This window comes from Rhodococcus sp. 114MFTsu3.1 (assembly GCF_000383555.1).
GTDB classification, from domain to species: Bacteria; Actinomycetota; Actinomycetes; order Mycobacteriales; family Mycobacteriaceae; genus Rhodococcoides; species Rhodococcoides fascians_E.
In genome coordinates this window covers 13,113-24,701 of record NZ_KB911545.1, presented here as the reverse complement: position 1 = coordinate 24,701, position 11,589 = coordinate 13,113, and the positions used below count along the sequence as shown (strand labels likewise).

The window sequence follows — 11,589 nt, the reverse complement described above, 5'->3', positions numbered from 1 at the left end:
AGACCGAAGGGGAGAACGCCCGGCTGCAACTCGAAGCCGCTGCTGCCGGCGGACGCGGTGCCGACGCCGCCGAGGATCAGGTTGATGAAGTTCGTGATCATAGGTGTCTCGTCTTTCGTATGTATTCCAGGTGAACCCGGTCGAGGGTACCGGGCGAATGCGGGCCCGACCAGGTACACGGGCCCGTCGGCACTGGGAGGTTCCTGTGAATCGGTACTCGTGGTCTCCTGGGACGCATGGCGCACACACGATCTCGTAGGCAGTTCTTCGTCATCGCAGGTTCGGCGGCTCTCGCGGTCTCCTGTGGCACGGACCCCTCCCCCGACCCCGCTGGATCCAGGCAGTCGGATGCCTCCGAACAACAGCCGACCGGCGCCGAGAAGCAGTTCGCCGCGCTCGAGCAGCGGTTCGACGCGCGGCTGGGAGTGTTCGCCGTCGACCTGGGTTCGGAGGTGACCACGACCTATCGGGCGGATGAGCGATTCGCGTTCTGCTCGACCTTCAAGGTGTATGCGGCCGGTGCCGTACTCGCCGCTGCCGACGCCGGGACGTTGTCGCTGACCGATACACGCATCGTCGAGGCCGAGGACAAGGTGCCGGAATCGGCGATCGACTGGGAGGCCGGCCAGGTGGTGACTCTGGAACAGCTGTGCGTGGCCGCACTGACCCGCAGCGACAACACCGCAGGCAACCTGTTGATCGACGCAGGCGGCGGGACCGGCGAGCTGACGGCGTTCGCGCGATCCCTCGGCGACGCTCAGTTCCGTCTGGACCGCATCGAACCCGACCTGAACACCGCCCTGCCCGGCGACGACCGCGACACCACGACCCCGGCCGGCCTCGCCGCGGGATATCGGTCCCTGCTCACCGACGGGCCGCTGTCGAACTCGTCGAGAGCCACGCTCCTGGACTGGATGGCGGGCACGCAGACGTCGGACACCCGTTTCCGAGCCGGAGTTCCAGCCGGCTGGACGACGGCGGACAAGACCGGCACCGGGTCCTATGGAGTCTCCAACGACGCGGGTCTTCTGCTCGGGCCCGACGGGCGGCGAATTCTCCTGGTCGTGCTGTCGAGAACCGCGAACGACGATCCCGACGCCGCGGCCATGAACGAGTTGGTCGCAGACGCCGTCCGGGAAATCGTCGCGCGGGAGTAACGTCGTCCACTATGCGGCGCGCAGCACCGGGGATTTCTGTATCCACCAGGTTCACTGCTGCACTCGTCCTGGGCGCGGTGAGCATGCTGGCCGCCTGCTCCACCGAATCCCCCGACGCTCCCGAGTCCTCCGCGGTCGAGTCGTCCGGGCTCGAGTCGTCCGGGCTCGAGTCGTCCGTGCTCGAATCGCCCGGGCTCGAATCGCTTACGCCGACGGTCTCCGGCGGCACGGACATCGACTACGTGGCACTGGGTGATTCGGCAGCATCGGGGCCGTTGATTCCCCGGTCGACGGGGACGCCCGGGTGCCTGCAGTCCGACTCCAACTATCCGCATGTCCTCGCCGGGCTCGTCGGTGCGGCGTCGTTCACGGACGTCTCCTGCTCCGGGGCGCGGTCGGAGAACATCGTCACCGAGCAACAACAGACCAACAGTGGGCCGATCCCGCTGCAGCTCGATGCGTTGTCGTCGGACACCGATCTGGTGACCGTCACCATCGGCGGCAACGACGTCGACCTCGTCGGGCAGGCCCGCGGATGCGTCAACTTCTCACCGGAGCCGAACGGAGAGTCGTGCGCGGACGCATCGACCGCCGGAGGCACCGATGTGCTTGCCGACGCCATCGCCGCGGCGGCTCCTGGGTGGGGTGAGGTTTTCGAGGCCATCGGCGAGAGGGCGCCGAACGCGCAGGTGGTCGTCGTCGGATACGGAACGTACGTTCGCCCCGGTGGGTGTTACGGAACGCAGGCGGTGTGGGCCCGCGATGCGGATTATCTGCAGGCGAGCGTCGACCGGATGAACGACGCACTGGCCCAGCAGGCAACCGAGCACGGTGCTCGGTTCGTCGACGTGCGTCCGGTCAGCGTCGGACACGATGCATGTGCCGCACCCGCGGAGAGGTACCTCGAAGGTGTCGTTCCGGCGAATCCCGCAGCGCCGCTGCATCCCACTGCCGCGGGAATGGCGGCATTCGCCCGGGTCGTCGCGGATTCGATCGGTCTCTAGCTGACTGCGCCCGACGGGGGTGCACCGGATCAGCTGTCCGAAGAGTGAGCGGGCCAGGATCGTAGAAGTGGACCGATACATCGGCGTCCGTCGGTGACACTGTGGGAGGCATGGTGTCCACGGCAGCTGTGCTGGGTGTCTTCGCTGTCGCTCTGGCGATGGTGCTGACTCCCGGCCCCAACATGGTGTATCTGGTGTCGCGCAGCATCTCTCAGGGACGCAGTGCTGGACTGGTGTCCTTGGGCGGTGTCGCGCTGGGGTTGGTGGTGTACGTGATCGCCACCAATCTCGGCCTCGCTGCTGTGTTCGCGGCGGTCCCGACGCTGTATCTCGTGATCAAGATCGTCGGCGCGTGTTACCTGCTGTGGTTGGCTGTCTCGGCTGTGCGCGGTACGACGAAGGTGTTCGAAGTCGAGGGCTTGCATCGGGATTCGAACCGCAGATTGTTCACGATGGGGCTGTTCACCAACCTGCTCAACCCCAAGATGGCCATCATGTACATCTCGGTGATTCCACAGTTCGTCGATCCCGCGGCGGGTTCGGTGTTCCTGCAGGGCATCGCCCTGGGTGGGGTGCAGATCGGTGTCGCGGTGACCGTCAATGCGCTGATCGTCGTCGGTGCCGGGTCCATCTCTCGGTTCCTGGCGTTACGTCCGACCTGGATGAGGATGCAGCGCTACGTCATGGGAACTGTGTTGGGGCTGTTGGCTGTTCGGCTCGCGACCGACGGAAGCCGCCCGGCTCCTGCGTGAGCGTCGCTTGTCCGGATCCTGCCGTTCGCGCATCATGTCCGACGCGGCAGGCCCGGCGACGAAGTGAGCTCTGCTCTCGGCCAGAGTGCGTCCGGTACGCCGATCGACGAAGACCGGGTCGATGGTTTCGCCGTCGGCGTCGACGAGAACGACCTCTCGGTCCTCGTGTTCGATGTGTTCGTTGCCCCACGCGTACAACGCCACGATGACCGAGCTGAGTTCACGGCTGCGCTGCGTGGCGACGTACTCGAATCGCGGAGGCCGATCACTGTACCGGCGACGCTCGAGCAACCCGGATTCGACGAGCGATTTCAGCCTGCGCGTCAACATGTTCGGCGCGATGCCGAGGTTCTGCTCGAACTCGTCGAACCGGGTGAAGCCGTCGAGGGCGTCGCGCAGGATCAGGAGCGTCCACCACTCGCCGACCTGTTCGAGCGCGGACGCGATAGGGCAGCCCATCGTGTCGAAAGCGTTGCGCTGCACGGTTTGTACCTCGGCCTTACCTCGGAGGGATGACCAGCAGTGAGCTCGTGCCGGTAGCGACGAGCTTACCGTCCTTGTCCACGATCGAACCTTCGGCGAAGATCACGCGTGAGCCCCGCTTGGTGACCGTTCCCGTCCCGACCAGCGGACCGGAGGTGTCGAGAATGTTTCTGAGGTAGCTGACGTTCAGATCGATCGAGGTGTAGCCGACGCCGGCGGGCAGCGTCGTGTGCGCGGCGCAGCCCACGAGGGTGTCCAGAAAGGTGCAGGCCAACCCGCCGTGCACGGTACCGATGGGGTTGTAGTGCGCTTCGGACGGTGTGCACTCGAAGACGACCTTGCCGTCGCTCACCTCGACGGGAGCGAACTGCATGAGGACCGCAATGGGCGGTGGTGGCAGTTCGCCGGAGGCCACCGCCTGCATGACGTCCAATCCGCTCAGCGTCGAAGCGTGACGCAGCACCTCTCGGGGGCTGACCCAGGAGAAAGTCTGCGAACGCTGGTGTTCCTCGGTGAGCATGGCTACCCCTAGCGGCTAGTGACTTGCACGATGCAAGTCAGTATGCGCCTCGGCTCCCATTCCCGCAAAGTCGACCCGAAGGCGACTCCTCGTCGCAGTGGGGGCTTCAGTCCAGATCGGACATGTCGAGGACGAATCGGTAGCGAACGTCGCCCTTCCTCAACCGATCGAACGCGTGGCCCACCTCGGCGGACGGCACGGTCTCCACATCCGCGGTGATCCCGTGTTCTCCGCAGAAATCCAGCATCTCCTGCGTGTAGCGACGTCCACCGCTTCCCGCCGAGCTCAAGGACTTCCGGCCCACGAGAAGGTCCATGATCTCGATGGACTGCGGACCGAGGAAACCCAGCGAGCACAGGGTGCCGTCCAAGGCGAGAAGCGACAGGTAGGGCGCGACGTCGTGCGGAACGGGTACACAATCGACGATCAGATCGAGGCTCCCGCGCGCGGCGGACATCTGCTCGGTGTTCGTGGACACGACCGTGCTGTCGGCGCCCAGTGCGGCGGCCTCGCCGACCTTCGTCGCCGACGTCGTGATGACCGTGACCTCGGCGCCCAGTGCTCGAGCGAACTTCACGGCGAGGTGACCGAGACCGCCGATCCCCGCGATCCCGACGCGTACTCCCGGACCCACGTTCCATCGCCGCAGCGGTTCCCAGACGGTGACACCTGCACACATCAGCGGGGCAACGGCGGCCGGATCGAGGCCGACCGGGCGGCGGTAGACGAACGCGTCGCGGACCACGTATTCCCGCGAGTACGCGCCGATCGTCGTCGTCCCGTCGATTCGATCGGTTCCGCCGTAAGTCAGTGTCGGAAACTCGCGGCAGAAGTTCTCCTGGTCGGCGACGCACATGTCGCATCGACCGCAGGAGTCGACGATGTTGCCCACCGCCACGGCGTCGCCCACCGAGAAGTCCGTGACGTCGGAGCCGACGGCGGCGACGGTGCCGACGAACTCGTGGCCCGGTGTCACCGGGTAGGTGCCGGACGGATCGCTCGTCAGATGCAGGTCGGTATGGCACACGCCGCAGTGCGACACCTCGACGGCGACGTCGCCCGGCCGCAGTTCTCGTCGTTCGAGAACGGCCCTCTCCAGCGGGGTGTTCGGTGCTGTGGCGCGGTATCCCGTCGTGGCTCGCATGGCGTCTCCCGAGGTGTCGATGTGTTCGGCGGATGGTTCCAACCAACTAGTTGGTCACACCACCGTAGCTGCTTTTGCCGAGGATGCAACCAACCAGTTGGTGACAGCAGGCTAGGCTGGCGCGCATGGGTGACGCAGTGGCAACGCGGGAGCGGATACTTCATGCCGCGACCGAGGAGTTCGCGCGCTACGGAATCGCCGGCGCGCGGGTGGATCGAATCGCGGCGAACGCGTCCATCAACAAGTCTCAGATCTACAGCTACTTCGGCAGCAAGGACAAGCTGTTCGACACGGTCTTCGACACCCGCGTCGACGAAGACATTGCCGGGGTTCCCCTCGATGCCGACGATCTGCCGGGTTACGTCACGTCGCTGTACGACATGTACCTGGGCGACCCTCAGCTGGTTCGTCTGCTGACCTGGGCGCGGCTGGAACGAACCCCGACCGGGAATCTGTTCCACCACCGCGGCGAGGACCACGACAATCAGAAGCTGGCTCCGCTGCACGACGCGCAGAAGCGCGGGACGGTCGTGAACGACGTTGCCGTGGAGGATCTCTGGTCGATGGTGATTGCACTGGCAGCCACGTGGGCGCAGGCCGCGATAGTCCACGTCGCCGACTCCGACGAGAGCGACGCCGTACACGAGCGCCGCAAATCGGCTCTCGCCGAGACCGTCCGACGCGCGTTCTGTGTGTCGCAATCATGAGACGGCGACCATGAGACCACGACCATGAGTGCGAAGGCGCGCAGTCCGAAATCCCGTCGACCGCCCGCGGCGCGCTCGGGAACGGCCGAGGCCGGCGAGTATCGAATCGACACCGGGACAGCGACACTCGTGCGCGATTCCCTGTCCGCCGACGGGTGGACGCTCGAGGTGAACGGCGTACCCAGCTCGCACATCGACGCCCTGGATCCTCAGCGGCTCGATTTCGAGTACATGAGGTGGATCGCGTCTCTCGTCGAGCATCACGATTCTTCGGGCACGTCTGCTTCGCGCTCCGCATCCTCGAACGGCAAGCTGCGGGCCCTGCATCTCGGCGGTGGCGCGTGCACCCTCGCGCGGTACTTCTCGGCGGTGTATCCCGATGCGCGGCAGGTGGTAGTCGAGTTGGACGGCAAGCTCGCGGAGTTGGTACGTGACTGGTTCGATCTACCTCGTGCACCGCTGCTCCGCATCCGGGTGGGCGAGGCGCGTGCCGTCACCGAAACCTTGTCCGAGAACAGTCGCGATCTGGTTGTGCGAGATGTGTTCGCCGGTGCGGTGACTCCGCGGCCACTGACCACCCGGCAGTTCACCGAGCATGTCCGACGGGTTCTGTCCCCCGGCGGGCTGTATGTGGTCAACTGCGGTGACACCCGGGACTTGACGATGGCGAAGCGTGAGGCCGCGACCATCGGTGAGATCTTCCCGTACACCTCGATCGTCGCCGATCCGGCGATGCTCAAGGGCCGTCGTTACGGCAACGTCGTGATCGCGGGGAGCGACGTCCCACTCGGCGACGACCCGGCACTGACCCGGGAGTTGCTGGGCGGCGCAGTCCCCGCTCAGGTCTGGACGGACGAGCGGGTGCGGGCGTTCTGCCGCGATGCGAAGCCGCTGTCCGACGACGAGGCATAGGCTGGGCCGAACAGCTGCACAGCCGAATGCTCGAAAAGAAACTACCCAGGAGATTCACCATGACGTTGGTTGCCCTGCTCGATGTGACACTGAAGCCCGAAGCCCTCGACGAGGGCAAGCAGGTTCTCGGACGGGTGCTCGCCGAGACGCGGGCGTTCGAGGGGTGCCTCGGGGTGGACGTCCTCGTCGACGAGGAGGACGAGACCCATTGGATCGCTTACGAGCGTTGGGAATCGGCGGAGGCGGACGCCAAGTACCGTGAGTTCAGGGCAGGTCCGGGCAAGACCACCGAGTTGGGTCCACTGTTGGCTGCCGTGCCCGGGTTGACCAAGTACACGGTGTCCGACATCTAGGTGGTCACCGGACGACCGGTGTAGAAACCCTGCACCATGTCGACGTCCAGTTCGACGGCGACGCGGAGTTCTTCCTCCGTCTCCACGCCCTCCATGATCAAGGTCGCACCGACCTCACGCGCGAACGCGGCGAGAGCCGCTGTCGCCGCTCGCCGTGTCGGGTCGGTGTCGATCCCATGGACGAGGGTGTAGTCGATCTTCAGTGTGTCGGGCTTGAGTTCGACGACCTGCCTGAGGCCGGAGAATCCTGCGCCGACGTCGTCGATGGAAATGCGAACGCCTGCCGCTCGTAGCCCCTCGACCGATCGGGCAATGGCCCGGTAGTCGTCCACGCGTTCGTGTTCGGTGATTTCGAGGTAGAGCACCCGAGAGTGAAGGTGGGGGCGCAGCCGCGACAGCAGATCCGTCGAGCGGATGGTGGACGCGGACGCGTTCAGCGAGACGAACGCCGTCTCCGGCAGGACGTGCATCGCACTCAATGCGGCGTCGATCGCGGCCAGTTCGAGTTGTGGTCCGACTCCGGCCGCGGTCGCGTCCTTGAACCACATCAGTGGGGATCCGTGTCCGAACGGAAAGCGCGACAGCGCTTCGTATCCCACGACGGCAGTGGTCGCAGTCTCGCAGATCGGCTGGAACACCACCGTCAGGCCGCCGTCGGAGACGAGACTTTCGATCCGGTCCCGAACCAGCAGTGGATCGTGCGAGCGGCGGGGATCTCCGTCGGAGTGTTCCTGTTTGTTTCGGTACAGCTCGATGTCCGCCAACGCGATCAATTTTCGGACGAGGGTGCCGGTGGCGTCACCGCGAATGGTCGTGTCTCCGGCCGATCCGACGCTGGTCGTGAAGGGCGGACCGCTGAACGATTCTTCCAGCGCGGCGCGTAGCCGCTGCTCGGCGTCGTCGACCTCGGCGCGAGTGCCGATGTGCACGCAGACGAACTCGTCTCCGCCGAGCCGTGACACCACCGAGTCCGTGGTCGGGTCGTTTCTGCCGTCTCCACTCCCGGTCGACGCCGCCTGCTGCAACCGGTCTGCGACCTCGACGAGAACGGCGTCACCGGTCGGGTGTCCGTAGCGGTCGTTGATGGCCTTGAACCGGTCGATGTCGACGACCACCACGCCGATTGCTCGGGATTCCACCTTCGTGCCTGCTCGGGCGTAGTTCAGTTGGTCGACCATGTCGAAGAGTCCGCGGCGGTTCCACAACCCGGTCAACGAGTCGCGGAGTCCGACCTGTGCGCGTTGACGAAGGAAGCGAATGTAGGGGCGCAGCGCGAACGGTGTGATGAAGAGAGAGCCGATCGTGACGACGCGTGAGGCGACCGACCACGGTTCCATACCGCTGCGGGCCGCCATCACAGCGAGATAGACAAGAACGAGGGCGGCGAGAATCAGGTGCGCAGTGAGTACTCGCGGCGACGTTCCGACGATGGCGAACAGCGCGACGATGGCGAACATCGCGCACCCAGGCATGGCCACGAACGGTGATTCGTGCGCGAGGAGAACGAAGAGGATGCCGATGTCCGCCCACAGGACGTACACGTTGGCCATCCGCCGGCTGGGCCACCGGCCCAGGATCCAGGCGAGAGCAACGGGAACCGTCGACGCCGACGCCAGCGCCACCAACACCGATTCCACGTCGGTGAACTGCCCCGACGGGATCATCAACAGGCCGGCGATACCGAAGGACGCGGTGAGAAGCCCGATCAGCTTTCGTCCCCAGGCTTCACCCTCGGGCGCTTCGGCGACCGGGACGTCGGGTTCGTAGGTGTTGATGCCGTGCCGAGTCGGCGGTTGGGGGTGCGACCGATCGGTCTGCGAATCCGAACCGGACTCGGTGACACCCTCCACGGTCACTGGACCTCTCGTTCGCTCGACGCCGATCGAGCCTGCGTCGAGCGAGGCAGGCGCACTCCCTGTACTTCGAGGGCCCCCACCCCGTCGAATCGACCTGGTCGAACCGTACCAGCGATCAGGTTATGCGACGGGGTTTCGGGCAGTCGGACGTCAGTCGGTACCGGACTCGATGGCGGCGTGGTCGAGGGCGTCCGAATTGACCTGGTCGGAGTTCCCGCCCGCGGAAATGGCTGCTGCCCCACCGGCGGGAACCTGACCGACGAGATCCTCGAACGCCGTGACCTGATGCTGGGACGCGTACTGCTCGAGCTTGCTGCGCGAGTCCGCGATGTCGAGGTTGCGCATGGTCAGCTGACCGATGCGATCGCCGGGGAAGAACGCCTGGTCCTTCGCGCGCTCCATCGACAGCTTCTCGGGGTGGTAGCTGAAGTTCGATCCCTGGGTATCGAGGATCGTGAAGTCCTGGCCGCGGCGCAGACGTACGGTGACGCTTCCGCTGACGACGTTGCCGACCCACCGTTGCAGGCCTTCACGCAGCATCAGGGCCTGCGGGTCGAACCAGCGGCCCTCGTACAGCAACCGACCGAGTCGACGGCCCTCGTTGTGGTACGACGCGACGGTGTCCTCGTTGTGGACCGCGTTGATCAGGCGCTCGTAGGTGATGTGCAGCAGCGCCATGCCCGGTGCCTCGTAGATGCCACGGCTCTTGGCTTCGATGATGCGGTTCTCGATCTGATCGGACATGCCGAGACCGTGACGTCCGCCGATGGTGTTCGCTTCCATCACCAGGTCGACGGCATTATCGAAGCGCTTGCCGTTGATCGCGACGGGACGGCCACGCTCGAACTCGACCGTGACGTCCTCGGTGTCGATGGCGACCTCGGGGTCCCAGAAGCGGACACCCATGATGGGGTTGACGATCTCGAGCGACGTGTCGAGGTATTCGAGGCTCTTGGCCTCGTGCGTCGCGCCCCAGATGTTGGCGTCGGTGGAGTACGCCTTCTCCGCGGAGTCGCGGTAGGGCAGGTTGTGCTCGGTGAGCCAGACCGACATTTCCTGACGGCCACCCAGCTCGGTCACGAAGGCCTTGTCCAGCCACGGCTTGTAGATTCGCAGTTCCGGGTTGGCGAGCAGACCGTAGCGGTAGAACCGCTCGATGTCGTTGCCCTTGTAGGTGGAACCGTCGCCCCAGATGGAGACGCCGTCCTCCTGCATCGCGCGGACCAGCAGAGTGCCGGTGACGGCGCGGCCGAGGGGTGTGGTGTTGAAGTAGGTCTGCCCCGACGAACGAATGTGGAAGGCGCCGCACGTCAGCGCGGCCAATCCCTCTTCCACCAGCGGTTCGCGGCAGTCGACGAGGCGAGCCTGCTCGGCACCGTAGGCGCGGCCACGGGCGGGAACGTCGGACAGATCCGGTTCGTCGTACTGGCCGATGTCGGCGGTGTACGCGTACGGGACAGCGCCGTGTTCACGCATCCACGCCACGGCAACGGACGTGTCCAGGCCGCCGGAGAATGCGATGCCGATGCGCTCACCGACAGGAAGTTCATGCAGTACCTTCGTCACGCGAGCATGGTATCTGCTCGATCAGCCCAGGTTGAAAACGGTACGAGCGAGGGTCGAACCGTTCACCTGAATCTCGAGCACATGTTCACCGGGGTAGTACCGGCGAGTGCTGATGGGCCGGAACGAATGTGACCGTGTGAGAACCGCGGGCGAGCCGGGTGCGAGCGTCCGTGTGGTCAATTTGAAGACCTTGGGGCTGCGTGTGCCGTTCGCTCGAACATGGTGAAGGACGTAGTCGACAGCGACCGCCTGCTCCGACGTCGACGCGAGCTCGAACCGGAACGTCAGCTCGCCGCCGCTGATCACGTTCGTCGGGGTCACCGTCAGGTCGTGCACCGTGACGCCGTCGGGCGGCGCGAAACCGAGCAGCGCCAAGGCGTCGGGATCGCCCTTCTTGACCAGGGTGCGCAGCGCGTGCCGAACGAGTCTCGGGGTGTTGTCGTCCGGCGCCTCGGTCCAGCGGCGTGCGGTCGTGACGACGAGCGTCGGGTCCGTGCGGCTCAGATCGTTCAGATGGTTGGCTACCGATCGACGCACGTACTCGGACTCGTCGCGGTACAGCGCGTCCAGGATCGGGACGGTCGCGTCGGGCCGGGCGGTGAGTGCCTTGACTCTCCTCGCCCACGGCAGGAACGGACGGGTGCCCTCGGTGGCGAGTCGGCGGACATGCTCGTCCTTGTGTGAGGTCCACGTGAGGGCGGCCTGGAGCGTGCGGTCCAGGTTCGCGTCCATGAAGGTCCTGACGGCGAACTCGGACGTCAGACGCGGGGTGAGGTCGGCGAGCAGCGCCAAGCCGGAATCGAACGTGGCGGTGTCCGCCGTTGTCGGTGCCTCTCCTTCCGGGCCGGGCTTGCCGGAAGTGGTTGCCCTGACGGCGACGGCCTCGGTGACGGGCCAGATCATCCATCCGGTGAAGGTGCTCTTCTTCAGCGCAGTGCGGATCTTCTTCTCGAACGGCGCGTAGGCCGCCGGCAGTTCCGCGAGCAGGGCGTCCCGGACGACGCGGGCACGGTCGCTCAGGCTCAGTCCGTCGAAGTCCCTGGTGGTGGCCAGTGTCGCGGGCATTCGCCCGCCGAGGTGCCGGACCAATTCGGTAACGACTCCGGCGCCGAGGAGTTCGTCGGCAGTGGGCATG

At 65.7% G+C, this 11,589-nt stretch carries 12 protein-coding genes; 6 read left to right on the top strand and 6 right to left on the bottom strand.

What is annotated here, in order from left to right:
• The first annotated feature begins 236 nt into the window (after positions 1-236).
• The 3 genes from bla (at position 237) to H292_RS0103025 (ending at position 2,913) form a co-directional block, all read left to right on the top strand.
• Positions 237-1,157 (top strand): class A beta-lactamase, encoded by a 921-nt coding sequence (gene bla, locus H292_RS0103035; RefSeq protein WP_019665248.1) that lies wholly within the window; start codon positions 237-239, stop codon positions 1,155-1,157.
• 11 nt (positions 1,158-1,168) lie between these two features.
• Complete coding sequence (locus H292_RS26725) at positions 1,169-2,161, top strand: SGNH/GDSL hydrolase family protein (protein ID WP_020110377.1); 993 nt, start codon at positions 1,169-1,171, stop codon at positions 2,159-2,161.
• A 110-nt stretch (positions 2,162-2,271) separates the two neighbouring features.
• Positions 2,272-2,913, top strand: coding sequence for a LysE family translocator (locus H292_RS0103025; RefSeq protein ID WP_019665250.1), 642 nt, complete (start codon positions 2,272-2,274; stop codon positions 2,911-2,913).
• Here H292_RS0103025 and H292_RS27800 read toward each other — a convergent pair.
• The 3 genes from H292_RS27800 to H292_RS0103010 form a co-directional block, all read right to left on the bottom strand.
• Positions 2,809-3,396, bottom strand: a complete 588-nt coding sequence (locus H292_RS27800; protein ID WP_080738073.1) for a winged helix-turn-helix transcriptional regulator — start codon at positions 3,394-3,396, stop codon at positions 2,809-2,811. The two genes, H292_RS0103025 and H292_RS27800, sit on opposite strands and share 105 nt — an antisense overlap.
• A 16-nt stretch (positions 3,397-3,412) precedes the next feature.
• Positions 3,413-3,916 (bottom strand): PaaI family thioesterase, encoded by a 504-nt coding sequence (locus tag H292_RS0103015; RefSeq protein WP_019665252.1) that lies wholly within the window; start codon positions 3,914-3,916, stop codon positions 3,413-3,415.
• 106 nt (positions 3,917-4,022) lie between these two features.
• Positions 4,023-5,060 carry an NAD(P)-dependent alcohol dehydrogenase gene (locus tag H292_RS0103010; protein WP_020110375.1) on the bottom strand — a complete coding sequence of 346 codons (1,038 nt, stop codon included), beginning with the start codon at positions 5,058-5,060 and terminating at the stop codon, positions 4,023-4,025.
• A gap of 125 nt (positions 5,061-5,185) precedes the next feature.
• Here H292_RS0103010 and H292_RS0103005 point away from each other — a divergent pair, with 125 nt between their 5' ends.
• The 3 genes from H292_RS0103005 to H292_RS0102995 are packed head-to-tail and all read left to right on the top strand — an operon-like array spanning position 5,186 to position 7,032.
• Positions 5,186-5,767: a TetR family transcriptional regulator gene (locus H292_RS0103005; RefSeq protein ID WP_019665254.1), complete on the top strand. Its 582-nt coding sequence runs from the start codon at positions 5,186-5,188 to the stop codon at positions 5,765-5,767.
• A gap of 24 nt (positions 5,768-5,791) precedes the next feature.
• A complete protein-coding gene (locus H292_RS0103000) occupies positions 5,792-6,679 on the top strand; it encodes a spermidine synthase (RefSeq protein ID WP_020110374.1) in 888 nt (295 codons plus the stop codon).
• A 59-nt stretch (positions 6,680-6,738) separates the two neighbouring features.
• Entirely contained in the window at positions 6,739-7,032 is a 294-nt protein-coding gene (locus tag H292_RS0102995) for a putative quinol monooxygenase (RefSeq protein WP_019665256.1), read from the top strand.
• On the opposite strand, the gene H292_RS0102990 is transcribed toward H292_RS0102995, so the two are convergent.
• From H292_RS0102990 to H292_RS0102980, 3 genes are all read right to left on the bottom strand, one after another.
• The gene (locus H292_RS0102990; protein ID WP_020110373.1) at positions 7,029-8,888 is read right to left on the bottom strand and encodes a bifunctional diguanylate cyclase/phosphodiesterase; all 1,860 of its coding nucleotides are present in this window, start codon (positions 8,886-8,888) and stop codon (positions 7,029-7,031) included. The two genes, H292_RS0102995 and H292_RS0102990, sit on opposite strands and share 4 nt — an antisense overlap.
• A gap of 150 nt (positions 8,889-9,038) precedes the next feature.
• Positions 9,039-10,454: an argininosuccinate synthase gene (gene argG / locus H292_RS0102985; protein WP_019665258.1), complete on the bottom strand. Its 1,416-nt coding sequence runs from the start codon at positions 10,452-10,454 to the stop codon at positions 9,039-9,041.
• Positions 10,455-10,475: 21 nt separating this feature from the next.
• Positions 10,476-11,588: a DNA alkylation repair protein gene (locus H292_RS0102980; RefSeq protein ID WP_019665259.1), complete on the bottom strand. Its 1,113-nt coding sequence runs from the start codon at positions 11,586-11,588 to the stop codon at positions 10,476-10,478.
• Position 11,589 lies beyond the last annotated feature (1 nt).

What these genes read in the sequence shown, in the direction of transcription:
- H292_RS0103005 (WP_019665254.1), top strand. Translation starts at nt 5,186, where the DNA reads ATGGGTGACGCAGTGGCAACGCGGGAGCGGATACTTCATGCCGCGACC.
- bla (WP_019665248.1), top strand. Translation starts at nt 237, where the DNA reads ATGGCGCACACACGATCTCGTAGGCAGTTCTTCGTCATCGCAGGTTCG.
- H292_RS0103000 (WP_020110374.1), top strand. Translation starts at nt 5,792, where the DNA reads ATGAGTGCGAAGGCGCGCAGTCCGAAATCCCGTCGACCGCCCGCGGCG.
- H292_RS0102980 (WP_019665259.1), bottom strand. Translation starts at nt 11,588, where the DNA reads ATGCCCACTGCCGACGAACTCCTCGGCGCCGGAGTCGTTACCGAATTG.
- H292_RS0102995 (WP_019665256.1), top strand. Translation starts at nt 6,739, where the DNA reads ATGACGTTGGTTGCCCTGCTCGATGTGACACTGAAGCCCGAAGCCCTC.
- H292_RS0103010 (WP_020110375.1), bottom strand. Translation starts at nt 5,060, where the DNA reads ATGCGAGCCACGACGGGATACCGCGCCACAGCACCGAACACCCCGCTG.
- H292_RS0103025 (WP_019665250.1), top strand. Translation starts at nt 2,272, where the DNA reads ATGGTGTCCACGGCAGCTGTGCTGGGTGTCTTCGCTGTCGCTCTGGCG.
- H292_RS0103015 (WP_019665252.1), bottom strand. Translation starts at nt 3,916, where the DNA reads ATGCTCACCGAGGAACACCAGCGTTCGCAGACTTTCTCCTGGGTCAGC.
- H292_RS26725 (WP_020110377.1), top strand. Translation starts at nt 1,169, where the DNA reads ATGCGGCGCGCAGCACCGGGGATTTCTGTATCCACCAGGTTCACTGCT.